The sequence below is a fragment of the Leifsonia sp. NPDC058194 genome (assembly GCF_042883605.1).
Lineage (GTDB): Bacteria > Actinomycetota > Actinomycetes > Actinomycetales > Microbacteriaceae > Leifsonia.
Genome location: NZ_JBHVVL010000007.1, coordinates 111,415 through 134,357 on the forward strand (window position 1 = coordinate 111,415; position 22,943 = coordinate 134,357).

At 71.4% G+C, this 22,943-nt stretch carries 23 protein-coding genes and 1 riboswitch; of the genes, 8 read left to right on the forward strand and 15 right to left on the reverse strand.

The genetic code is table 11. The annotated features are described in order from the left end of the window. Positions 1–10: 10 nt before the first annotated feature. The gene (locus ACFVU2_RS20580) at positions 11–1,612 is read right to left on the reverse strand and encodes an acyl-CoA dehydrogenase family protein (protein WP_387878427.1); all 1,602 of its coding nucleotides are present in this window, start codon (positions 1,610–1,612) and stop codon (positions 11–13) included. Between the two features lie 37 nt (positions 1,613–1,649). Between ACFVU2_RS20580 and ACFVU2_RS20585 the strand changes: the two genes are divergently transcribed. Continuing rightward, positions 1,650–2,186, forward strand: a complete 537-nt coding sequence (locus ACFVU2_RS20585; protein ID WP_387878429.1) for a GNAT family N-acetyltransferase — start codon at positions 1,650–1,652, stop codon at positions 2,184–2,186. A gap of 28 nt (positions 2,187–2,214) precedes the next feature. After that, complete coding sequence (locus tag ACFVU2_RS20590; RefSeq protein WP_387878430.1) at positions 2,215–4,011, forward strand: ABC-F family ATP-binding cassette domain-containing protein; 1,797 nt, start codon at positions 2,215–2,217, stop codon at positions 4,009–4,011. A gap of 13 nt (positions 4,012–4,024) precedes the next feature. Here ACFVU2_RS20590 and ACFVU2_RS20595 read toward each other — a convergent pair whose 3' ends face one another. Next, positions 4,025–4,594 (reverse strand): TetR/AcrR family transcriptional regulator, encoded by a 570-nt coding sequence (locus ACFVU2_RS20595; RefSeq protein ID WP_387878432.1) that lies wholly within the window; start codon positions 4,592–4,594, stop codon positions 4,025–4,027. Between the two features lie 89 nt (positions 4,595–4,683). Here ACFVU2_RS20595 and ACFVU2_RS20600 point away from each other — a divergent pair, with 89 nt between their 5' ends. Then, complete coding sequence (locus tag ACFVU2_RS20600) at positions 4,684–5,646, forward strand: hypothetical protein (RefSeq protein ID WP_387878434.1); 963 nt, start codon at positions 4,684–4,686, stop codon at positions 5,644–5,646. Positions 5,647–5,758: 112 nt separating this feature from the next. Then, on the forward strand, positions 5,759–8,590 hold the full coding sequence (locus tag ACFVU2_RS20605; RefSeq protein ID WP_387878435.1) for a LuxR C-terminal-related transcriptional regulator: 2,832 nt from the start codon (positions 5,759–5,761) through the stop codon (positions 8,588–8,590). A 171-nt stretch (positions 8,591–8,761) separates the two neighbouring features. On the opposite strand, the gene ACFVU2_RS20610 is transcribed toward ACFVU2_RS20605, so the two are convergent. From ACFVU2_RS20610 to metG, 4 genes are read right to left on the reverse strand one after another with little or no spacing between them, the layout of a single operon-like run. Further along, positions 8,762–9,706: a 4-(cytidine 5'-diphospho)-2-C-methyl-D-erythritol kinase gene (locus ACFVU2_RS20610; protein ID WP_387878437.1), complete on the reverse strand. Its 945-nt coding sequence runs from the start codon at positions 9,704–9,706 to the stop codon at positions 8,762–8,764. A 55-nt stretch (positions 9,707–9,761) separates the two neighbouring features. After that, positions 9,762–10,610 carry a 16S rRNA (adenine(1518)-N(6)/adenine(1519)-N(6))-dimethyltransferase RsmA gene (rsmA, locus tag ACFVU2_RS20615; protein WP_387878439.1) on the reverse strand — a complete coding sequence of 283 codons (849 nt, stop codon included), beginning with the start codon at positions 10,608–10,610 and terminating at the stop codon, positions 9,762–9,764. Continuing rightward, positions 10,607–11,536 (reverse strand): TatD family hydrolase, encoded by a 930-nt coding sequence (locus ACFVU2_RS20620; RefSeq protein ID WP_387878441.1) that lies wholly within the window; start codon positions 11,534–11,536, stop codon positions 10,607–10,609. The genes rsmA and ACFVU2_RS20620 overlap by 4 nt, the downstream gene beginning before the upstream one ends. Then, positions 11,533–13,122 carry a methionine--tRNA ligase gene (gene metG, locus ACFVU2_RS20625; protein ID WP_387878443.1) on the reverse strand — a complete coding sequence of 530 codons (1,590 nt, stop codon included), beginning with the start codon at positions 13,120–13,122 and terminating at the stop codon, positions 11,533–11,535. Before metG ends, ACFVU2_RS20620 begins: the two co-directional genes overlap by 4 nt. 125 nt (positions 13,123–13,247) lie before the next feature. On the opposite strand from metG, the gene ACFVU2_RS20630 reads away from it, so the two are divergent. Both ACFVU2_RS20630 and ACFVU2_RS20635 read left to right on the forward strand, forming a co-directional pair. Next, the gene (locus ACFVU2_RS20630) at positions 13,248–13,541 is read left to right on the forward strand and encodes a hypothetical protein (RefSeq protein WP_387878445.1); all 294 of its coding nucleotides are present in this window, start codon (positions 13,248–13,250) and stop codon (positions 13,539–13,541) included. Further along, complete coding sequence (locus ACFVU2_RS20635; protein ID WP_387878447.1) at positions 13,538–13,702, forward strand: hypothetical protein; 165 nt, start codon at positions 13,538–13,540, stop codon at positions 13,700–13,702. The genes ACFVU2_RS20630 and ACFVU2_RS20635 overlap by 4 nt, the downstream gene beginning before the upstream one ends. Before the next feature lie 129 nt (positions 13,703–13,831). Here ACFVU2_RS20635 and ACFVU2_RS20640 read toward each other — a convergent pair whose 3' ends face one another. The 8 genes from ACFVU2_RS20640 to rsmI all read right to left on the reverse strand — a co-directional run bounded on the left by ACFVU2_RS20640 (position 13,832) and on the right by rsmI (position 19,080). Then, a complete protein-coding gene (locus ACFVU2_RS20640) occupies positions 13,832–14,107 on the reverse strand; it encodes a hypothetical protein (protein WP_387878449.1) in 276 nt (91 codons plus the stop codon). Next, positions 14,107–14,634, reverse strand: a complete 528-nt coding sequence (locus ACFVU2_RS20645) for a hypothetical protein (RefSeq protein WP_387878451.1) — start codon at positions 14,632–14,634, stop codon at positions 14,107–14,109. The genes ACFVU2_RS20640 and ACFVU2_RS20645 overlap by 1 nt, the downstream gene beginning before the upstream one ends. Before the next feature lie 141 nt (positions 14,635–14,775). After that, positions 14,776–15,636: a hypothetical protein gene (locus ACFVU2_RS20650; protein ID WP_387878453.1), complete on the reverse strand. Its 861-nt coding sequence runs from the start codon at positions 15,634–15,636 to the stop codon at positions 14,776–14,778. Between the two features lie 206 nt (positions 15,637–15,842). Next, a complete protein-coding gene (locus ACFVU2_RS20655) occupies positions 15,843–16,130 on the reverse strand; it encodes a hypothetical protein (protein WP_387878454.1) in 288 nt (95 codons plus the stop codon). Beyond that, complete coding sequence (locus tag ACFVU2_RS20660) at positions 16,127–17,437, reverse strand: glycohydrolase toxin TNT-related protein (RefSeq protein ID WP_387878456.1); 1,311 nt, start codon at positions 17,435–17,437, stop codon at positions 16,127–16,129. The genes ACFVU2_RS20655 and ACFVU2_RS20660 overlap by 4 nt, the downstream gene beginning before the upstream one ends. Before the next feature lie 7 nt (positions 17,438–17,444). Beyond that, positions 17,445–17,762 carry a hypothetical protein gene (locus ACFVU2_RS20665; RefSeq protein ID WP_387878458.1) on the reverse strand — a complete coding sequence of 106 codons (318 nt, stop codon included), beginning with the start codon at positions 17,760–17,762 and terminating at the stop codon, positions 17,445–17,447. Between the two features lie 24 nt (positions 17,763–17,786). Next, positions 17,787–18,218 carry a YbaB/EbfC family nucleoid-associated protein gene (locus tag ACFVU2_RS20670; protein ID WP_387878460.1) on the reverse strand — a complete coding sequence of 144 codons (432 nt, stop codon included), beginning with the start codon at positions 18,216–18,218 and terminating at the stop codon, positions 17,787–17,789. 31 nt (positions 18,219–18,249) lie between these two features. After that, positions 18,250–19,080, reverse strand: coding sequence for a 16S rRNA (cytidine(1402)-2'-O)-methyltransferase (gene rsmI / locus ACFVU2_RS20675; RefSeq protein ID WP_387878461.1), 831 nt, complete (start codon positions 19,078–19,080; stop codon positions 18,250–18,252). A 63-nt stretch (positions 19,081–19,143) separates the two neighbouring features. On the opposite strand from rsmI, the gene ACFVU2_RS20680 reads away from it, so the two are divergent. Both ACFVU2_RS20680 and ACFVU2_RS20685 read left to right on the forward strand, forming a co-directional pair. After that, a complete protein-coding gene (locus ACFVU2_RS20680) occupies positions 19,144–20,757 on the forward strand; it encodes a dolichyl-phosphate-mannose--protein mannosyltransferase (protein WP_387878463.1) in 1,614 nt (537 codons plus the stop codon). A gap of 57 nt (positions 20,758–20,814) precedes the next feature. After that, positions 20,815–22,431, forward strand: coding sequence for a protease pro-enzyme activation domain-containing protein (locus ACFVU2_RS20685; RefSeq protein ID WP_387878465.1), 1,617 nt, complete (start codon positions 20,815–20,817; stop codon positions 22,429–22,431). Positions 22,432–22,446: 15 nt separating this feature from the next. Here the strand turns inward: ACFVU2_RS20685 and ACFVU2_RS20690 are convergent, their stop codons facing one another. Beyond that, positions 22,447–22,764 carry a DMT family transporter gene (locus ACFVU2_RS20690; RefSeq protein WP_387878467.1) on the reverse strand — a complete coding sequence of 106 codons (318 nt, stop codon included), beginning with the start codon at positions 22,762–22,764 and terminating at the stop codon, positions 22,447–22,449. Positions 22,765–22,776: 12 nt separating this feature from the next. After that, a riboswitch (guanidine-III (ykkC-III) riboswitch) is annotated at positions 22,777–22,842 on the reverse strand. Between the last annotated feature and the right edge of the window lie 101 nt (positions 22,843–22,943).

Here is a 22,943-nt window from a genome sequence, read left to right on the forward strand (position 1 = left end):
CCAGGCGCGGTCAGGCGCGCGCGACGAGGGCGGCCGTGTCCACCCCGGGCGGAAGCTCGCCGTAGAGGGCACCGCGATCGGGGCCGAGGCGCGCGGCCACGAAGGCGTCCGCGACCGGGGCGGGAGCGTGCCGGATGAGCAGAGACGCCTGCAGTGCGACGGCCAATGCGGCGACAAGCGGGCGCGCCGACGACTCGTCCGCCTCCGCGAGGGAGGCGCGGATGCGGTCGTGGTGGGCGTCGAAGACCTCGTACGCGCCGCGGGCCGCCGAGAGTTCGGCATCGAACGCGTCGCGGCTCGACGGCTCCCGGCCCAGCGCGCGCAGCACGTCCAGCGCGATGACGTTGCCGGAGCCCTCCCAGATCGCCATCACGGGCTGCTCGCGGTAACGCCGGGCCAGCGGGAAGGCCTCGGTGTAGCCGTTGCCGCCGAGGCACTCGAGTGCCTCGTACGCGTGACCGGGGCCGCGCTTGCACACCCAGTACTTGGTGACGGCGGTGGCGAGCCGGCGGAAGGCGACGTCGGACTCCGGCGCGTCGGCGTCGTGGGCGCGGGCGAGCCGGAGCGCGACGGCGGTCGCCGCCTCCGATTCGAGGGAGAGGTCGGCGAGCACGGCGCCCATCGCCGGCTGGTCGACGAGCCGCGCCCCGAACGCCGCACGGTGGCGCGCATGCCACGACGCCTCGGCGACGGCCTGCCGCATCCCGGCCGCGCTGCCGAGGATGCAGTCCAGCCGGGTGCGGTTGACCATCTCGAGGATGGTCCGCACTCCCCGCCCCTCCTCGCCCAGCAGGTACCCGACGGTCCCGTCGAATTCGACCTCGCTCGACGCGTTCGACCGGTTGCCGAGCTTGTCCTTGAGCCGCTGGATGAGGAAGACGTTGCGGGCGCCGTCCTCCAGCACCCGCGGGACGACGAAGCAGCTGAGTCCGCCCGCGGTCTGCGCGAGCACGAGGAAGGCGTCGGACATCGGCGCGGAGCAGAACCACTTGTGTCCGGTGAGCAACCAGCGGCCGTCGCCGTCGGCGAGCGCCCGGGTGGTGTTGGCGCGGACGTCGGATCCGCCCTGCTTCTCCGTCATCGCCATCCCGAACAGAGCGGACGGCTTGCCTGCGGCGAGACGCCCGTCGTAGTCGCGGCTCAGGAGGCGCGGCACCCATTCCGCGGCCAACGCGTCATTCGCGGCCAGCGCCGGGACCGCGGCGTGCGACATGGAGACCGGGCAGGCGTGGCCGGGCTCCACTTGCGCGAACAGCATGAAGGTCGCGGCGCGGGCGACGGTGGCGCCCGGTCTCGGCTCCGCCCAGGCGGACGTGTGCGCACCGGCGGCGACGGCGGAGCGGAGGATGCGGTGGTAGCTCTCGTCGTACTCGACCTCGTCGATCCGGGTGCCCCACCGGTCGAACCCGCGCAGCTGCGGCTCGCGCACGTTCGCCCGCTCGGCGTCGGCCTGGAAGGCGGCCGTGCCGACCAGCCGGCCGACCTCGCCCAGCGCGTCGGCAGCCCACCCGGCGTCATGGCGTTCGACGGCCTCCCGCAAGGGGAGGTTCACGGCGAACTCGTCGAGGTCGACGCGCGGCGGAGGCTGGTTCACGACGGTGTGGGTGCCCATGCGGAGGGAGTCTAGTGCGCGCGTCTACGATGATCCGATGCGCATCCCGGATCTGTCGACCGACCGTCTGGTCCTCCGACGCTGGCAGCCGGACGACGCGCCGTTCGCGTTCGACCTGTATTCGCGCTGGGAGGTGCAGCGGTTCCTGGGCCGTCCGCCGCGCGTGCTGTCCGAGCCGGCCGAGGCCGAGATGCTCGTGCGCCGGCTGCGGCGGCGGGAGGACGCGCACCGGGCCTATCGGGTCGTCGCACTCGCCGGCACGGGCGACGCGGTGGGCACGGTCATGCTGCAGCCGCTCCCCGCCTCCGGTCCGTCGGAACCCCTGCGGCCCAGCGGCGACACCGAGATCGGGTGGCATTTCCATCCCGATCGCTGGGGCCGCGGTTACGCGACCGAGGCGGCCGCTGCGCTGCTGCTCGCGGCCTTCGGCACCGGCCTCACCCGCGTGCTCGCGGTCACCGCGCCCGAGAACACGGCATCGCAGCGGGTGTGCGAACGCATCGGGATGCGGAGCGTCGGGCTCACCGACGCGTACTACAACGTCACGACCGAACTCTTCGAGCGGACGGCATGACCTCCCTCTCTCGGTACCCTTAGAGGACATGGCACATCTTCTCGGGGCCGAGGCCCTGCATCTCGAGTATCCGACCCGCGTGGTCTTCGACTCCGTCTCGCTCGGCGTGAACGAGGGCGACCGCATCGGCATCGTCGGCCGCAACGGCGACGGCAAGTCGAGCCTGCTCGGGATGCTCGCGGGGCTCCGCTCCCCCGACTCCGGCCGGGTGACCGTGCGCAGCGGCGTCCGGATCGGTGTGCTCGATCAGGCGGACACCCTCGACGACGACGACACCGTCGGGCACGCGGTCGTCGGCGACGCCGCCGAGCACGAGTGGGCGGGCGACGCCCGCGTGCGCGACGTCATCGCCGGGCTGCTCGGCGACCTCGACTGGGAGGCCCGCCTCGGCACCCTCTCCGGAGGCCAGCGCCGTCGCGTCGCGCTCGCGCAACTCCTCTCGGGCGACCACGACATCCTCGCCCTCGACGAGCCGACCAACCACCTCGACGTCGAGGCCATCACCTGGCTCGCCGAGCACCTGAAGCGCCGGTGGCCGGCGAGCTCCGGCGGGCTGCTGGTCGTGACGCACGACCGCTGGTTCCTCGACGAGGTGTGCACGATCACGTGGGAGGTGCACGACCGCGTCGTCGACGCCTTCGAGGGCGGCTACGCGGCGTACATCCTGCAGCGCGTCGAGCGCGACCGTCAGGCCGCCTCGATCGAGCAGCGTCGCCAGAACCTCGCCCGCAAGGAGCTCGCCTGGCTGCGCCGCGGTGCTCCGGCCCGCACCGCCAAGCCCAAGTTCCGCATCGACGCCGCGAACGCGCTCATCTCGGACGTGCCCGAGATCCGCGACCGCGTCGCCCTGCAGTCGCTCGCGGTGGCGCGTCTCGGCAAGGACGTCGTCGACCTGCTCGACGTCTCCGTCTCGTACGGCGAGAAGCCGGTGCTGCGCGACATCGAGTGGCGCATCGCCCCGGGCGAGCGCACCGGCATCCTCGGCGTCAACGGAGCCGGCAAGTCCACCCTGCTCGACCTGGTCTCCGGAACCCTGGAACCGTCGAGCGGCCGGGTCAAGCGCGGAAAGACCGTGCGCGTGGCGACCCTCACCCAGCGCCTGGACGAACTCGAGCAGCACCTGGACGATCCGGTGCGGGTCGTCATCAGCAGCCTGCGCACCGAGTACACGATCGGCAGCGGCTCCAAGGCGCAGGCGCTCACCCCGGCTCAGCTCCTCGAGCGCCTCGGCTTCTCGTCCGCTCAGCTCTCGACGCCGGTGAAGGATCTCTCGGGAGGCCAGAAGCGCCGGCTGCAGCTGCTGCTCATCCTGCTCGACCAGCCGAACGTGCTCATCCTCGACGAGCCGACGAACGACCTCGACACGGACATGCTCGCCGCGATGGAGGACCTCCTCGACTCCTGGGCGGGCACCCTCATCGTCGTCTCGCACGACCGGTACTTCCTCGAGCGGGTCACGGACCAGCAGTTCGCCATCCTGGGCGGCCATCTGCGCCACCTCCCGGGCGGAGTGGACGAGTACCTCCGTCTGCGCAAGCTGGAAGAGCAGCACGCCGGGCCGGGCACCGCCTCCGGAGCAGGCGCGGCGTCCGCCCCCGCACTGGGCGGAGCCGACCTGCGCGCGGCGCAGAAAGAGGTCGCGGCCCTCGAACGCCGCCTCGGCAAGCTCCAGCAGCAGATCGACACGGCGCGCGCTGCGCTGGCCGAGCACGATCAGTCGGACTACGTCGGCCTCGGCACGAAGATGGAGTCGATCAGCGCTCAGGAGCGCGAAGTCGAAGAGCTCGAGACCCGCTGGTTCGAGCTGACGGAGGCGCTGGGCTAGCGCGAAGGTCTCGTCACAGCGCGGCGGCGAGCTGCGTCACCTGGCGCACGATGACCTCGCGGCGCTCGCTGTGCTGCTGCGCGGTGGTGAGCACGACGCCCGACAGGGCCGACAACGTCCACCACGCCGTGACCAGCGCGATCGCCGAGAGCAGGAGCTGCTCGGCGTCCGCGAGCGAGGCACCCGGGAGCGCCGCGCGGATCGCCGCCGACATCGTCGCGCAGGTCTGCTCGCGATGCTCGGACGATGCCGCCGCAGGAAGCTCCAGGCTCTCCCAGGCGAGGAGGCGCGCGAGGTCGGGAGCGTCGGCCAGACGATCGAAGAGGGAGCCTGCGTACGCGCCGATCGCCTCCGGCCCGGAGCCGTCCGGCGGGGCCGTGTCGAGCACGCCGTCCAGACGATCGGCGAGCACGGCGGCGAAGAAGCCCTGCTTGTCGCCGAAGTAGCGGTAGACGCGCTCCTTGTTGACGCCGGCGTCGCGCCCGATCGCGTCGAGGTGGCCGCCGGCGAACCCGTGTGCGGCGAATTGGCGCGCACCCGCGTCGAGCAGCTTGCGTCTGGTCGCCTCGGTGTCCCATGCCATGCGGTCAGTCTAGCCGACTCCAAACGAGCGTTTGCATTTGCCGATCCCGTCGCCTACGGTGAAGTCCAAACGACCATTTGGAGATTCACATGCTCATCAACGCCCTCATCCTCGGCGCCCGCGGAGCGGTCGGCCGCGTCATCGCCGACGACCTCCGCCGACAGGGCCACCGCGTCACTCCGGCCGGGAGGCGCATGACGCCCGGCGGCCTGCAGCTGGACCTCGCCGCGCCGGGCGGCGCCGACGCGCTGGCCGCCGCCGCCGCCGACCACGACGTGGTCGTCAACGCGTCCGGCGTGGAGGATCCCGCGCTCGCCACCCTGGTCGGAGCCACCCCGCTCGTGGACATCTCTGCCACCGGCTCGTACCTGGACGCCCTCGCAGACACGGCACGCGACACCCCCTCCACGACCGGTCGGCCCGCAGCCACGATCGTGCTCGGCGCCGGCCTCGTGCCGGGACTGAGCACCCTCCTCATCGCCGACCTGGAGCCGCGGGCCGGCGACCAGATCGACCTGGCCGTGGTGCTCGGGTCGGGCGAGCAGCACGGTCCGGCCGCGGTCGAATGGACCGCGGGTCTGGCCGGCCGCGACCTCCACTCGCCTCCCGAGACCACTGTGGTGCGGAACCTGCGTGAACGCCGACGGCTCGCGGGCCCGCACGGCGAGCGGGCGTACCTGCGCGCGGACTTCCCGGACCATGTGCTCGTCGGCCGCCCCGGCGACTTCGCCGTGCGCAGCTACCTCGCTCTCACCAGCCCGCTCGCCACAGCCGCACTCGGCCTGGTCGGACGCTTCCCTCCGTTGCGGGGCCTGATCAGCCGCGCCCCCCACCTCGGCGGAGACGGGTGGAGCCTCGCGGCGATCGACCGGCGGACCGGCGAGACGCGCTCGGCTCGCGGCGCAGGCCAGTCGCGGGCGACCGGCCTGCTCGCGGCGCGGGCAGCCCTCGCCGCCGCCGCCTCCCCGTCACGTGGTCCCGTGCCGATGTCGGCGCTCCTGACGCTGGACGACGTGGCCGACATCGCCCGAGCGGCCACCTCCCGCGCCTGAACCATCCCCTGGACGGGTGCTGCAGAGCGCCCCTCCCGGTGTGCGAAGATCGTACAGATCGGCTGACCCGCCCCGACCCGCCCGCGGCAGCCGGCCGGAGATGGGGGCCGCAGTGAGCAGCGACGATCAGCCGGCGGCCGACAGGCCGCTCTTCGGCCGCGATCGCGCCCGCGAGACCGTGCTCCTCGTCGCCCACCGGGCCATCGACCGCGGTGGTGCCGTGCTGGTCACGGGCGAGGCGGGCCTCGGCAAGACCACGCTGCTCACCGACATCGCGGAACGGCTCGACGGCTGGACCGTGCTACGCGTGCACGCCGACTCGTTCGAGTCCGACCTCGCGTACGCCACTGTGGAGACGCTGGTGCGCGGGCTCAACGCCATCAGCGGAGCACGCATCCGGCCTCCCGCACCCGGGGACGACCCGCTGACCGTCGGCCGCCTCCTGCTCGATGCCATCGACGGAGTGTCGGGCCCGGTGTGCCTCATCGTCGACGACTCCCAGTGGGTCGACGAGCCCTCTGCGCGCGCCCTCCGGTTCGTCGTCCGCCGGCTCACCGACCAGAGCTTCCTGTTCGCCGCCGCCACCCGTCCGCAGCCGAACAGCGTCGTGGCTCTCTTCGACGACGTCGCAGCCGCCACCATCAACCACGCGCGCGTCGAGCTGACGCCGCTGACCGTCCCCGATACGCAGGACCTCGCGCAGCACCTGCTCGGCCACGCGATCTCACGGCGCACGGCCACCCGCCTGACCGAGGCGACCCAGGGCTCGCCGCTCCTGCTGAGCGTGCTGCTCGGACAGCTCCGGGACACCTTCGCCCAAGCACTGCATCCGGCCGGCTGGGACCTCCCGGTCGCCGCGATCACCCCTCTGTCCAGCGCCATCTCCTCAGCGCTCGAGGGCGCGGACCCGGCGGTGCGCACCGCGGCCGAGATCGTCGCGGTGCTGCGCGATCCGCTTCCGATGCCCGTGGTCGGCACGATCGCCGACCGGCTCGGCCTGGCCGCCGACATCCACGGGGCCGTCGCCCGAGGGCTGGTGCTCGCCGCTCCCCGCGACGGCGTGGTCTGGGTGGAGCCCGCCCACGCCATCCTCGCCGACGCGCTCGCGTCCGACCTCAGCCTCGACCGCAGGGTCGCAGTCCACCGCATCGCCGCCGAGGTCCTGACCGGGCACCGTGCCCTGCGGCATCGGGTGGAGGCCGCCGACCGCACCGACCCGACCCTCGTCGACGAGCTGCTCACCGCCGCGCTCGACGCCGCCGAACTCGGTCGCGCCGAGCAGGCCCTCAGCTACGCCCGCTCGGCGGTCCACCTCGCCACCGGCGCGGAGCGCGACCGCGCGCTCATCGAGATCGGCCTGCTGGCGATGCGCTTCCGCATGCACGAGCGCGTGCTCGACCTGCGGGATGCGATCGAAGCCATCGCACCCTCGCCCGTCCGCGACGCCGTGCTGCTCGAACTGCGCACCCTGTCGCGGGATGCCCCCGGCGCCCTCGCCCTCGGGCTGGCGTTGGAGGCGGCCCCGGCCACCACGCCGGACGAGCGCGCCATCCGCACCCACGTGGCGGAGGCCCTCCCGAAGGTCTACATGGCGATGGGAGACTTCGCCTCCGTCCTCGACCATCTCGACCGTGCACGCGAGCTGATCGCGGACTGCCCGACGCCCGAGGAGGTCTCGGACCCGGCGCTGCGCTGGATGGCGCACCCCGAGGAGCACCTCGTGCGCCTCCTCGGCTGGGCCCTCAACTCCGCCGCCCACGCCCGCCGCCCCGACCTGTACGGCCCGCTGGCGCTGGAACTCGACGACCTGCTCGCCCGGCACGAGTCCCCCGCGGCCGTGGACGCCCTCGTCTCCCGCTCCCGCGTGTCCGTGCTGGGAGGCGACATCGAGCGCGCGCGCGCCGACCTCAGCGCCGCCAACGACCTCGTCCGCCGCTTCCCGTCGAGCTGGACCGCAGGCTTCGCCCGCACGATCTTCGCGCACATCCTCTTCCTCGTCGGCGAATGGGAGGAGTCGGTCACGCTGGCCGACACCGCCGTCGCCCTGGCCCTCGACGAGACAGACCTGTCGTGCTGGCCGATCGCGCTCTGGACCTCGGCCCTGGTCCGCGCCGGTCGCGGCGAGACCGAAGCCGTGGAGGAGCGACTGCGGGCGGCGGCACAGGCCGACCCCCGCATCATCGGCTCGTACGACGGCGACCTGCCGTTCATCGCCCGCGCCGAACTGGCCCGGGCGACGGGTCGTCCCGACGACCAGCTCACGGCCACGCACGATGCCGAGGAGGCCGCGACGCGAGCCTCCACACTGGGCTGGCTCACCTACCGGATCGATGCCCTCGCCACGCTCGGCCGGGCCGATGAGGCCCGCTTCGCCTACCAGCGGTGCACGGAACCCGGACTCTGGCGCCCCTATTACGGATCCCTGCGGTGGCTCGAAGGACGCGTCCTGGAGGCCGAAGACCGCACGGACGAAGCGGTCGCCGCCTACATCGAGAGCGTCGACGACCCGGCCTGCGCGTCCTTCCCCTTCCCCCGTGCCGTCGCCTCCCTCGATGCCGCCCGCCTGCTGATCGCCGCCCGGACCGACGCCGAGCGGGCGACGCGCCTGCTGAGCGACGCCGCGTCCACCTTCCGGCGCCTGGGCGCCGCCGGCTACCTCGCCCGCTGCGCGCAGCTGCTCGACGCGCTGCAGACGCCCGCACCGGCGACGGAGGCTGCCGACCCGCTCGCATCGCTGACGACGCGGGAGCGGCAGGTCGCGCACGCCCTGGCGGCCGGCATGACCAACAAAGAGATCGCCGAGCGCCTCTACGTCTCGGTCACGACCGTGAACTTCCACGTGCGTAACATCCTGGCGAAGCTGGGCCTCCGCTCCCGGCGCGACCTGCGCGCGCTCGGCATCGCGCGCCGACGACCGGCCCGCGCGGGCGGCGTGCGGAGCTGACCCGTCAACAGTTGACGGTTTCCCTCTCCCCGCTAGGTCGGCGGCCGGCGCGTCGCTACGGTGAGATGACCTGGGATGCCCGGCCCGGGCACGTGGATACGCTTCCCACCGACGAATCGTCTCAACCCGACATGCGCTCCACCGGGCATCCTCGGGTCTTCGATCCGAGCCTCAGTCGCCCAGGATGCGCGCTCCGTGGACGGGGCCGGTGGCCCGCACCGCGGTGATCCGCGCGGCACTCAGCGCGATCTGCAGATCGAGCGCGGAGTCGAGGTCGGCGGCGAGGAACGCCACCGTGGGACCGGAGCCCGACACCATCCCCGCAAGCGCGCCGTTGAGCTCACCGAGCTCGAGCACGTCGGCGATCGGCGGCGCGAGATGGATGGCCGGAGCCTGCAGGTCGTTGGCGAGAGCCTCGGCGAGCATGATCGGGTCCCCCGCACGCAGGGCCTGCAGCACCTGGGCGTCGACACTCGGGGTGAGCTGGGCCGGGGCGATGTCGCGAGCGTGCCGCTCACGGTGCCGGTCGAGTTCGCGGTACACCTCCGGCGTGCTGAGCTCCGACTCGGGCAGGGCCAGGACCCAGTGGAAGGTGCCCGTCGCGAGCGCCGGGCTCAGCCGATCGCCGCGACCGGTTCCGATGGCCGTTCCGCCGACGAGGGCGAACGGCACGTCGGCCCCGAGGCGGGCGGCCAGCACGAGCAGCTCGTCGCGCCCGACATCGGTGCCCCAAAGCGTGTCGCAGGCCAGCAGGGTCGCGGCGGCGTCGGCCGATCCGCCGCCCATCCCACCGGCGATGGGCACCCGCTTGTCGATGCGGAGCCGCACCCCGCCGCTGTAGCCCGTGCGTTTGGCCAGGAGCTTGGCCGCCTTGATCGCCAGGTTCGAGCCGTCGGTGGGCAGTCCGCTGGTGTCGATCGGGCCGCCGAAGCTCACGGAGAAGTCGTCGGCGGGATAGGCGCGCACATCCTCGTAGAGGGACACGGCCTGATAGGCGGTCGCGACGTCGTGGTAGCCGTCGTCCATGACCGCCCCGACGCGCATGAAGACGTTGATCTTGCCGGGTGCCCGCACGTGCACGGCGTCCCCGCCCCATCCGCGTTCGCGCTCGACCATGCATCCAACCTACAGGGGCGCGACGGCCTCCTCGCGCACCGGATGGACCGGCACGTCAGACGCGTGCAACGCCCAATCGCGCGAAGTCGTCGAACGAGAGCTGCTCGCCCCGCAGCGACGGCGCGAGGCCCGCGGCCTCCAGGGCGTCGGCGGCGGCCGTAGGGTCGCCGTACACCCGCGCGAGCGACTGCCGCAGCGTCTTGCGGCGCTGCTGGAACGCGGCGTCGACCAGCTCGAACGTGCGCTTGCGCAGCTCCTCGTCGCCGGGCGGCGTCGCGTGGCGCTCGAAGGCCACCAGCACGGAGTCGACGTTCGGCACCGGCCAGAAGATCTGGCGGCTGACGTTGCCGGCCGTGCGCCACGTGCCGTACCAGGCGGCTTTCACGCTCGGGGTCCCGTAGACCTTCGATCCCGGCTGTGCCGCGATGCGGTGACCGACCTCGGCCTGCACCATGACCACCCCCGACTTCAGGGACGGGAAGTGCTCCAGCAGATGGAGCAGCACGGGCACCGAGACGTTGTAGGGGAGGTTCGCCACGAGCCGGTCGGGCCGCGCAGGCAGCTCGGTGACGGCCAGGGCGTCGCGGTGGACGACCGTCAGACGGTCCGCGGCCTCCGGTGCCATCTGCGCGACGGTGATCGGGAGCTGCTCGGCCAGCCGGCCGTCGATCTCCACGGCGACGACGTGCGCCCCCGCTTCGAGGAGCCCCAGGGTGAGGGAGCCGAGTCCCGGCCCGACCTCGACGACGACGTCGCCGGGCTCGACCTCGCCCACCCGCACGATGCGCCGCACCGTGTTGCCGTCGATGACGAAGTTCTGGCCGAGCTTCTTCGTCGGGGTGACGTCGAGCAGCTCCGCGAGGTCGCGGATCTCGGCGGGCCCGAGCAGGCGCACGTCGCTCACGCGATGCGCCCGATCGGCGTGGTCGGCGGTGCGGCGACCGGCTCGCTGTCCCAGCGCCCGTAGACCAGTTCGGTGTTCGAGTTGATCTGCGCGGCGAGGGTGGAGGCGTCGGTGTCGATGGTCTCCGCCATCGACCGCAGGGTCAACGGGATGAGGTACGGCGCGTTCGGCCGGCCGCGGTACGGCGCCGGCGTGAGGAACGGCGCGTCCGTCTCGACCATGATGAGGTCGCGAGGTGCGGACCGCAGGGCCTCCCGCAGGGCGGGGGCGTTCTTGAAGGTCACCGTCCCGGCGAAGGACATGTACCAGCCGTTCTCCGCGCAGATGCGCGCGAGCTCGACGTCGCCCGAGAAGCAGTGGAAGACGGTGCGCTCGGGGGCGCCGACGCGCTTCAGCGTGGCGACGACCTCCGCGTGCGCGTCGCGATCGTGGATCTGCAGCGCGATCCCGTGCCGCTTGGCGATCTCGATGTGGGCTTCGAACGACCGGTACTGGGCCTGCCGGCGCGGCCCGTCCTCGGTGCGGAAGAAGTCGAGGCCGGTCTCGCCGACGGCGCGGACGCGCGGACGGCCGGCCAGCTCGTCGATCGTCGCGAGGGCGTCGTCGAGCTCGCCGCGCTCGGCGTAGTCGGGGGCGTCGTTCGGGTGCAGGGCGACCGCCGCGAGCATCCGCGGCTCCACCGCCGCCATCTCGGCCGACCAGCGCGAGGTCTCCACATCGTTGCCGACCTGCACGACCCCGCGCACGCCGACGCTCGACGCCCGGTCGAGCTGCTCGCGGTAGTCGAGTGGATCGTCGCCGTCGGCGATCTCGAGGTGCGTGTGGTTGTCGTAGACGGGGACGACGAGCGCCTCCGGCAGCGGCGGATAGGCCAGGTCGCGGCCGTCGGTGACGTGCCTCTGCCGGATGAACGCCGGATCGGTCATGCGCCCGGCACCGCGTCCGCGTCGATCCGGGGGAACAGCGCCTCCAGCCCGTTCACCGTGGTGCCGGGCGGGAGCTGGCCCCACTCGCCCGCGCGGCGCAGGGGCTGCTCGGTCACCGTGCCGAGCCCGCCCTCCGCACCGAGTGCCTCCCACAGCTTCGCCGTCGCCTGCGGGACGACCGGCGAGAGGAGCACGGCGAGGGCGCGCAGGCCCTCGGCCGCCGTGTAGAGCACCGTGCCGAGACGCTCGCGCTGGGCGTCGTCCTTGGCGAGGCTCCACGGCTCTTGGAGGGTGATGTAGCCGTTCAGCTCGTCGACGACCGTCCACACCGCGGTGAGCGCGTCGTGGATCGCCAGTCGCTCGATGGCGGCGTCCGCGTTCGCCGTCGCCTCGGCGACGGTGCGCTGGACGCGCAGATCGGCTTCCGCGTACTCGCCGGCGGCCGGGACCACGCCCTCGAAGTAGCGGGTGACCATCGCGATGACGCGGGATGCCAGGTTGCCGAACCCGTTGGCGAGTTCCGCCTGGTAGCGCGCGGCCAGGTCCTCCCAGCTGAACGACCCGTCCTGGCCGAAGTTGATGGCGCGCATGAAGTAGTAGCGGAACGCGTCGGAACCGAAGGTGTCGGTGATCTGGGTCGGCGCGATGCCCGTGAGCTTCGACTTCGACATCTTCTCGCCGCCGACGAGCAGCCAGCCGTGGCCGTACACGCGGTGGGGTACGTCGACGCCCGCGGCCATCAGCATGGCGGGCCAGATCACCGCGTGGAAGCGCAGGATGTCCTTGCCGACGATGTGGGTGGCCGGCCAGCGACGGTCGAAGTTCGCCGGGTCCTGGCCGTAGCCGACGGCGGTCGCGTAGTTGAGGAGCGCGTCGAACCAGACGTAGACGACGTGCGACTCGTCCCACGGCACCTTGATGCCCCAGTCGAAGCTCGACCGCGAGATCGACAGGTCGCTGAGGCCCTGGCGCACGAACGACACGACCTCGTTGCGGGCCGACTCCGGCTGGACGAACTCGGGACGCTCCTCGTAGAGCGCCAGCAGCTTGTCGGCGAACTGGCTCATCCGGAAGAAGTAGTTCTTCTCCTGCAGCAGCTCGAGCGGCTTCGAGTGGATGGCGCAGACCTTCTGACCCTCGTACTCGCCCGTGCCGTCGACGATCTCGCTCTGCGGCTTGAACTCCTCGCAACCGACGCAGTACAGGGCTTCGTACTCGCCCGCATAGATGAAGCCGTCGTCGTACAGCTTCTGCAGGAACTTCTGCACGTTGGTCTCGTGGCGTTCGTCCGTGGTGCGGATGAAGTCGTCGTTCGCGATGTCGATCGTCTTCAGCAGCGGCAGCCACTCGTTGGTCACCAGGCGGTCCGCCCACTCCTTCGGGGTGGTGCCGTTCGCGGTCGCGGTGCGCAGGATCTTCTGGCCGTGCTCGTCCGTGCCCGTCAGCAGCCAGGTGTCGTCTCCCGCCTGGCGGTGCCAGCGCGCGAGGACATCTGCGGCGACCTCCGTGTAGGCGTGCCCGATGTGCGGGACATCGTTCACGTAGAAGATCGGCGTGGTGATGTAGAACGAAGAGCCGTCGGACATGCTGACCATCCTACGGGCGCGGGAGGGTGTGGCTCGTTGTGTGTCGCAGCCGGGAAGACGAACCCCGAGCTGGTTCGGAGCCGAAAGCGCCAAAATAGCTCCGAACCGGATGGAACAGAGCAGAAATGACGCTCACCGCTGCCGACGTGGACGGCCTCCCGCACGTCCCGATCAGCACCTTCAAGGCCAACCCCGCCCACTACCTCGCGACGGGCGCCGCCGTCACGACGCACGGCCGCGTCAGCGCCGCGTTCCTCCCGGTCGTCGACGACGCTGCGCGCGAAACCGAGCCGACCCTCGAGACGACCAAGGCACAGCTGCGACTGCTCTCCCGGCTGGTCGATCGGGAGGCTGTGGCCGAAGAGCGGCGACGACTGAGCGTCTCGCGCGACACCGACGCTGTTCCCGACCCGCGATGACCGTGCTGGGCATGCTCGACACGAGCATCCTGATCAGCGGACTCCCCGACGAGGTCATCGACGAGATCGACGCATACCGCTCGTCGACGATCTGCCGGGGGGGGAACTCATCCAGGGGCTCGTCGCGTTCCGCTCCGATCCGCGCACCGTCGGGCGGCTGAAAGACGCCATGATCGCGGCCCACTCCCAGTCGGTCGGGGTTCCCCTCGTGACGGAGGACGCGGGCTTCACGCCCTATCCGGAGGTCGACATCCGGCTGCTCCCCCAGCGGCCCTGGGCCTAGGTCCAGTTCAGCGCCATTCCCAGCTCACGAGGTCGCGCAACGCGCGGACGGCCTCCGGTGCGAGATCGCCCGACTCCGCGGCGACGGCGGCGGCCTGTCTGTCCGCCCAGGTCAGCAGGTCGCGGGCCGTCTCGTCGGGCCGGATCGCGTCGAGTCGATGGATGACGGCTTCGACCCGGGCGAGCAGATCCGGGTCCGGGACGCGCTCGGGATGGCGGCCGGGGAGGGCCGAGCCCTCGTCACGGATGTAGGCGACGATCGCCGCGCTCAGTCGACGATCCATCAGCGGAGATTGAGGAAGCCCCAGCGCCAGCCGAGCGCCTCCACGGCGGTGGGTCCGAGGTACGGGAGGAGGACGCGGAGGCGCTGGGAGAGACGCTCCCGCAGCTCCGTGTCGAAGGGGGCGACCTCGTCGAAGGTGATCGTGTCGGACACCCTGATCGCCTCGTTCACCGCGTTCAGGAGGGCGGTGCCCACGGTGTTGCTCAGGACGAGAACCTCCTTTTGATCCGCCGTCGGAAACATCACCCGCCCGAAACCGGTGAACGCGACGACGGCGTCATCGAGGTTCGCCTCGAACTCGGCCCATCGTCGGCGGATCTCGTCTCCGGCTGCCACGTCACGGGCCCGCTGGTCCGGGTCTACCGGTGGACGGGGTGCGCGCGCCTGCTGGATCTGCTCCCAAGCCCACTCGCAGGCGGAGTCCTCGTCCGGGAACCAGAGCTCGCGGCCCTCCGCATCCGTAACGGGCGTCGTCTTCTCTCGGTTGTCTCCGTACGTCGCCGTGTACGTGCCGCGGCGACGTGCCACCAGCCCGAAAGCGGATGGACTGGGATCGCCCCACCGTGATCGCGTGATCAGGTACGGCACCGACGCTCGATCCATCCCCGGCATGGCCGCGACCCTGTCGACGAGTTCCTTGTACTTCACGACCGCTACCCCGTCCCCCGCCTATGACCGGGGCTCAGCCCGGAGGACGGTGCCCTGGATCTCGCCGGGCGCGAGAGAGGTGATCTGCCAGTCGATCCCACGGCCGAGCAGAAGGACGCCGGCACCGGATTCACCCGGCCCCGGCGGTGTGTAGAGGGCAGGGGTGCCCTTCGTGACGCGGAGGATCAGCGTGGTGGGCGCGTCGATCCGCGTCTGGCCTGTCAGGAAGGTCGAGGTCAGATAGGTGGGCTCGTGCACCACCGCCCCGACAGCGGCCTCGGCGGGCAGAGTCGCGGGGTCGTAGGCGAGTGCGACGAGGACGTCCTCGGGAGCGGTGCGCACGTGCGTCGCCCCATCGAGGGCGGCGATGCGCGCCTGGATCTCGGGAGTCGGACGCGCCTGGCCCCGGAGGACGGCGTCGATCTGCTCGCGCGTGGGCGCGGGGACGGCGACGCTCCGCTCGGCGCCTTCAGAGCGAGACGACTCCTGAGCGCGGCGACGGGCGACGTCTGGATTCAGTCTGGCGAATACAGCGTCCGTGCTCTCGAACCGCTCCGTCGTCGGCGAAACGGTCCCGGCCATGTCCGGCCCTTCGCCCCCGAGAAGCGTCTGGAAGAGTTCGGCCGCGGGCACACCCTTCTCCGCACCGCTGTTGATGAGGCCGGTCCAGTGTCGAGAACCGCCGTTCACGTAGTCCCCGTGCTCGTAGGACAGTGTCAGAGCGAGCACGTTCTGAGCGGGGTCGAGCGCCGTCACCAGATAACCCATGAGGTGACCGTCCCGGAGAACGGGCGCGGCCAGCACCGGCTCCGCCGAACGCCACTCGTAACGGCGGGGCCCTCCCACGACCTTGAGTTCGAGGTCGAAGTCTTTCCAACTCATCGGATCACCTCAACTCACGGTTTTTCCTGCTACTACCCTGGAGGCCGCGATCTCGGTCACTGGAACAGTTCCCTCCATTCGAAAGCAAGACCCATCCATCACCGCCGGATGTCCTTCGCCGTCGATCTGAGCCTGACGCGCGGTCTTCGAGTTCAGCATCGTTCATCCGCCCTTGTACCGAACCCGCACGTCAGCCGGCAACTCCACTACAGACCGTTCTCTTGCATCCAGAGAACGGTCTCCCAGATCCACTCGCACGCATCCGATTCCGTGGGAAAGACCAATACTTTCCCGTCCTCCCCGACTGCCGGAGACACGCTTCCTCGATCATCCCCCTGGTACACCAGGAACGTCTTGTCGGCTTGCCGGATGAGGCAGTAGCCCACCGGTATCGGCCGACCATCAGCGGGGTACGCGAGCACATAACTGAGCCATTGCGGGCTCGCGTCCGGCAACGAAAGGAGTCGGTTGCGTAGCTCGGCGTAGTCCATCATCCCACCTTCTTTAGGTAACCGTGTAATATGTACCATGACACCTTTCGAGGGAAGAATATTTGAGTTCCCTGGCCAGACTGCTCGAACGCCTCTGCCGTCAGTCCTTTGACGACGTCGTCCGGCAGCGGCTTGCGCACTTCGTACGTGGTCGTCACGAATGCCGGGCTCAGCCGGTCCGGTGGAACCGCCCGCTCGGAGAAGCCCGTTCCTTCAGGGGCCGCGAACTTCCCATCGACCTTGGGCGGTGCGATCCGATCGATTCGATCCCCGACGCTGAGGCCGTGCGGTTCGCGGGGACCCGCGAAGCCGTCCTCGAGTGGCCATCGCCAGTCCGGAAATCCCTCATCGCCGAATTGCCGAAGGTGCTTGTCGATGAAGGTGGTGCCACTCAGGTCTCCGAACGGCTTGTACCCGGGTATCCCCGCATCATCCGCCCATTGCTGCATGTCGTCGATGAGCTTGTTACGGCGAGGGTCGAGCCGGCGGACACCGGGAAGGCCGGCCACGCCCTCCTTGGTGTTGTGCGCGGCCTTCTTCGCGGCCTCCTTCCCACCCTTCAGCACCGACCCGAACAGCTCGTCCGCCTCGCGCAGCAGCCCGCGCAGCTCGTCGAGGAGCTTCGAGAGCGCCTTGACGGAGCGGACCAGGGCGGTCATCTTGGAGCCGACCTTGGCGGTCCAGGAGGCGACGCGGGTGGAGACCTGCTCGACGATCCACGGGGTGGCGAGGCCGAGGGAGAGCACGGCTTCGGAGGCCCAGGAGATCGCGGAGCCGACGAGTTGGGAGAGGACGTCGCGGACGATGTCGTGGACGACCTGGACGATGGTGGAGGCGATGCCGAGGCCTGTCGCCATCGCACCCGCCCACGTGGCCGCGCCGTGGAGGTGCTGGGCGGAGTCCTGCTGGAATCGGCGGTAGGCGTCCATCGCCTCGCCGGCGAGCTCGTCGACGTCGCCCAGGATGCGCGTGAGCTCGTCGCCCGACGACTGGAGCTGTTTCTGGATGTTGGTCCAGGTCTGCGCGAAGGCCTGCACTTCGCCCGCGTCGCCCGTGAGGTCGTTGAACCAGCCTTTGAGCGGCTCGAAGTGGTCGATGAGCCAGCCGAGTCCGGCGGCGATGAGGGAGCCGAGCGGGTCGGAGACGGTCGCGATGGTGTCGGCCGCGGCCGAGAACGCGGCCATGCCGCCCTCGACCCAGTCGCCGGATTCGATCGCCGAGGCCAGTTGGGTGCCCGAATCGAGCAGCCCGGCGCCGCTGAAGGGCGTCGCGGTGTCGACCGGGGCCGCGACGAGGGGGTTCGCGTTCACCGGCGGCTCACCCCAGACCCTTCTCGAGCGCGCGCACCGCCTGCACGATGTCGTCCTCGACCGCCGCGGCGTCGGCCGCCACACCGCGGACCTCCCGCGCGCTGCGCGTCACCATGCCCTCGGCGGCGGAGATCGCGGATGCGGCCATCGTCGCCGCGAGGGTCGCCGGGGCCACGAGGAAGGAGCAGATCACGCCGAACGCGCCGCCGCCCATGTTCGTGGATGCCGCCGCCTGCCGGGCGACGCCGATATCGGCCGCCACCTGATCGACGCGGACCGCGTGCGCGTGGATGAGCTCCGCATCCACAGCGATCTTCTTCCCCACCCTGTTTCCCCCGGTCCGTCGTCGTCAGTAGTGGATCTGCGTGCCGTCGCCCGGGCCGCCCGCGCCGTCGGAGGCTGCGGGGCGCGCCCTCTCGACCTCGTCGCGCAGGTGGGCGACGATGCCGGACTCCTCTCCGAAGGCCTCGCTCGCGGCGGCCACCGCCTGAGCGCCGGCCTGGCGCTGCGCGGCGTTCGCGGTCTCCACGATGAGCCGCCCGAGATCGCGCGCGGCGAGCCGGTATGCGGCGTCCGTGAGGTCGACCGCGAGGAGACGCCCGCCCGCGTCCACGGTGACGGTCAGCTCGCGTCGCGGCGACGTCGCCGAACCGCGCAGTGCCTCGATCTGCTGCCGGACCTCGCCGGCGCGTCTCGCGCGCTCCTGGGCCTCCGCGATCTGCTCCTCGATCCGCGCAACGGCGAGATCGGCATCCGCATCGGCTGAGAAGAAGTCGGTCACCGGGCCAGCATAGCCACACGGCCGTCCGGCGCTAGCGGGGTGCCCGGCCCTTGTGCTCCAGCGCCGCCTGGTAGAGGTCGCGGCGGCCGAGACCGGTCGCCTCCGCCACTTCGGCGGCGGCATCCTTGAGGCGCGTACCCGAGGCGACCAGGGCGAGCACCTGCTCCAGCGCGGTCTCAGGATCGGCTTCGCGAGCAGGCGCGCCGGCGACGACGACGGCGATCTCACCGCGCACGCCGTCGGCGGCCCACGCGGCGAGTTCGGCGGCAGTCCCGCGGCGCACCTCCTCGAACAGCTTGGTGAGCTCACGGCACACCACGACACGACGCTCGTCCCCCAGCACCTCCGCCATCGCGGCGAGGGAGGCGGCGAGCCGGTTGGGCGACTCGAAGAAGACCATCGTGCGGGGCTCGGTCGCGAGGGCGCGCAACGCGGACGAGCGCTCCCCCGGCTTGCGCGGGAGGAAGCCCTCGAAGGTGAAGCGGTCGGTCGGCAGGCCGGAGACGGCGAGCGCGGTCAGCACCGCCGACGGCCCCGGCAGCGCGGTCACCGTCACCCCCGCCGTGGCCGCCGCCTCGACGAGGTGGAAGCCGGGATCGCTGACCGTCGGCATCCCGGCGTCCGACAGCACGACGACGTCCTGCTCCCTGGCCAGTTCCACGAGCTCGGCCGCCTTGTCGCGCTCGTTGTGGTCGTGGAGGGCGATCAGGCGCGGCCGGTTGGCGATCCCGAGGCCGGCGAGCAGACGCTGGGCGACGCGGGTGTCCTCGGCGGCGACGACCGGCGCCGCGCCGAGCACCTCGACCAGACGGGCGGTGGCGTCGCCGAGGTTGCCGATGGGGGTCGCGGCCAGGATGATCATGCCCCCAGTCTGACAGGCGGGGCGCAGGGCGCCAGGCGCGGCCGGTCCCCGTACGATTGCCTGGTGAGCTCGCTACCCGTGACCGATCCCGTCCCCGCGCACGCCGCGCCCGGACCGATCGGCAGCCGCCTCGACGACTGGTGGGCGCGCGTGCTGCGCACTCCGACGCGATTGCGCGTCTGGTACTGGGGCGCCCCCATCGGCGTCACTCTGCTCGCGGCCGTGCTGCGGCTGTGGGACCTGGGCTCCCCGCACGCGCTCGTCTTCGACGAGACCTTCTACGTCAAGGACGCGTGGACGCTCTCGCACCTGGGCTACGAGGGCAGCTGGCCGGCCAAGGCGGACGAGCAGTTCAACGCCGGGGACACGGATGTCTTCACGTCGTCGCCGTCGTTCGTCGCCCATCCCCCGCTCGGCAAATGGATCATCGCGCTCGGGATGCTCGCGACCGGGGCGGGCAACGCGTTCGGCTGGCGCGTGGCGACGGCGATCGTGGGCGTCCTGGCCGTCCTGGTGGTGTTCCTGATCGCCCGGGCGCTGTTCACCTCCACCATCATCGCGGCCACCGCCGGCTTCCTGATGGCGATCGACGGCCACGCGATCGTGATGAGCCGAGTGGCGCTGCTCGACAACTCGGTGATGTTCTTCGGCCTCCTCGCCTTCGGCTGCATCCTGCTCGACCGCCGATGGCACGCGAACCGGCTGGCGGCGGCGGTCTCCGCGGAGCGCTCCGCCGGGCGCGACCCCGCCTGGGGACCGGTGCTCTGGTGGCGGCCCTGGCTGATCGCCGCCGGCATCCTGTGCGGGCTGTGCGCGGGCGTCAAATGGAGCGGGTTCTACTTCCTCGCGTTCTTCGCCGTCTACACCGTGGTGGTGGATGCGGTCGCCCGCCGCCGCGCCGGTCTGGCGTTCTACCTGAGCGGCGCGGCACTCAAGCAGGGTCCGGCGACGTTCGTGCTCATGGTGCCGGTCGCGTTCGTGGTCTACATCGCGACGTGGACGGGCTGGATCGTGACCGACGGCGGCTACTACCGGCACTGGGCCGAGTCGACGCACATGCAATGGACCGGCGCGCTGAGCTGGGTGCCGCTGTGGCTGCAGAACCTCTGGCACTACCAGACGGAGATGTACAACTACAGCATCAACCTGCACGTGCCGCACCCGTACCAGTCCAACCCGCTGACGTGGCTGTTCATGATCCGCCCGACGAGCATGTACTACGTCGGCACCACCCAGGGGCAGGGCGGCTGCGACGTCTCCAGCTGCTCGGCGGCGATCACCTCGCTCGGCAACCCGCTGATCTGGTGGGCGGCCGCAGCGGCCCTGTTCTACCTGATCTACCGGCTCGTGCGATACCGGGAATGGCAGATCGGCCTCATCCTGACGGGCGTCGCCGCCGGCTACCTGCCGTGGCTGCTCTACATCAACCGCACGATCTTCCAGTTCTACTCGATCGCCTTCGAGCCGTACCTCATCCTCGGTCTCGCGGCGACGATCACGGTGGTGCTGGGGAGACGCACGGATCCCCGGCCCCGACGACGGCGCGGGATCGCCTGGGTCGCGGTCTTCCTCGGGGCGGCGGCCGTGCTCACCGCATACTTCTGGCCGATCTGGACCGGGGAGCAGATCCCGTTCTGGTTCTGGCAGATGCACATGTGGCTGCCCAGCTGGGTGTAGCGAGCGACTCGTGCCCGCGGGGTGGGCGCTGTCGGCGGGCGGGTGTAGACCGTGGTTATGACCGACGCGGAGCTGCCCGGCGATGACCGGCTCGACCATCTCGACCTCGTCACGCTGCCCGGCAGCGAGCGCCCGGAACGCTCGGGATACCGTGCCCACGGCGCCCTGGACCCGGACGCGGTGGTGTCCGCGACCCTTGTGCTGCGCCGCCGCGCGGAACTGCCGGAGAGCGCCTTCGCCGCACGGCTGAGCCGCGACGAGCTCGCGCAGCGCTACGGTGCCGACCCGGCCGATGTCGAACTCGTCGGCACGACCCTGAGCGCGCTCGGTCTCTCGGTCGACGAGGCGGACGCCGCCCGCCGGACGGTGCGGGTGAGCGGTCCGGCACGCATCGTCGCCCGCGTCTTCGGGACGGACCTCGCACGCTCCGCGCCCGCCGATTCCGGCGACGGGGCCGAAACCCCGTACCGGCAGCGCTCGGGCTCGCTGAGCATCCCGCGCCGCCTCGACGGGGTGGTCACGGCGGTCCTCGGCCTGGACGACCGGCCGCAGGCGCGAGCGCAGTTCCGCATCGCGCGCCCGGCAGCGGTATCGGTCAGCTACACGCCGCCGCAACTCGGAGCGGTGTACGCGTTCCCCGAGGGGACGGACGGCACCGGCCAGACCATCGCGATCATCGAGCTCGGCGGAGGCTACGAGCAGAACGACCTGGACACCTACTTCGCGGGTCTCGGGCTGGCGACGCCGTCGGTGACCGCGGTGGGCGTGGACGGCGGTGCCAACCAGCCCGGGTCGGATCCGAACGGAGCCGACGGCGAAGTGATGCTCGACATCGAGGTCGCGGGGGCACTGGCACCCGGCGCCTCCCTCGTCGTGTACTTCGCCCCCAACACCGACGCCGGGTTCCTCGACGCGGTGACGACGGCCGCCCATGCCGACCCGGTCCCCGCCGCGATCAGCATCAGCTGGGGGCAGGCCGAGGACCAGTGGACCGCGCAGGCGCGCACGGCGTTCGACCAAGCGCTGCAAGACGCAGCCGTGCTCGGCGCGACCACGACCGTCGCCGCCGGCGACGACGGTAGCAGCGACCGCGTGGGCGACGGGGCGGCGCACGTCGACTTCCCCGCATCCTCCCCGCACGCACTCGCCTGCGGCGGCACCAGGCTGGAGGCGAACGCGACCACCGGAGCGGTGACCAGCGAGACCGTCTGGAACAACGGCACCGGAGGCGGCGCGACCGGAGGCGGCGTCAGCGCCTTCTTCCCCCTCCCCACCTGGCAGGACGGGGCCGGGGTGCCGTCAGGCGCGGGGGGCACGGACGCCGGGGGCGGCGCGAACGGACCGGGCGGCCGCGGGGTCCCTGACGTATCGGCCGTCGCGGACCCGCAGACCGGCTACCGGGTGCGGGTCGACGGGAAGGACACCGTCATCGGCGGCACCAGCGCGGTCGCCCCGCTCTGGGCCGCGCTAGTGGCGCGGATCGTGCAGAAGACGGGCCGACCCATCGGGCTGGCCCAGCCCGCACTGTACGACTCGGTGCGGGCCGGTCACGTGGCAGCGGGCTTCCGCGACATCACCCACGGCGACAACGGTGCGTACTCCGCGACCGCGGGCTGGGACCCGTGCACCGGGCTGGGAGTCCCCGACGGCGAGCGCCTGCTCGGATCACTGTGACGGCGGCGGCCGCGCTCAGTGGTCGACGAGCTTCAGCCCGACGACGCAGCCGACCAGTCCGAGGATGAGCAGCACCTTCACCAGCGAGAAGCCCTCTCCGCCGAAGAGGGAGGCGTAGAGCACGGTCAGGGCGGCGCCGATCCCCACCCAGACGGCGTAGGCGGTGCCGGTCGAGATCTCGCGCATGGCGAAGGCGAGGCCGCCCATCGAGGCGATGAGGCCGACACCGAAGATCACCGTCGGCCAGAGGCGGGTGAATCCCTCGGTCTTGCCGAGGGCGGTGGCCCAGACGGCCTCGAGGACACCGGAGAGGATGAGGACGATCCACGACATGACGACGGACTCCCTGGCCAGTCTTGTCGCGCTCCGGGTACTGAACCGTCGTCCGGGATCGCCGGAAGAGCGATCTAGCACGAGTGTACCACAACGGGGAGGCAAGCCTCCGTTTCGCTCTGTTACGTCTGTTACGGACTGCCTCCGGGCGCATGCGACCGGTCCGGTAGCGTGAGCGC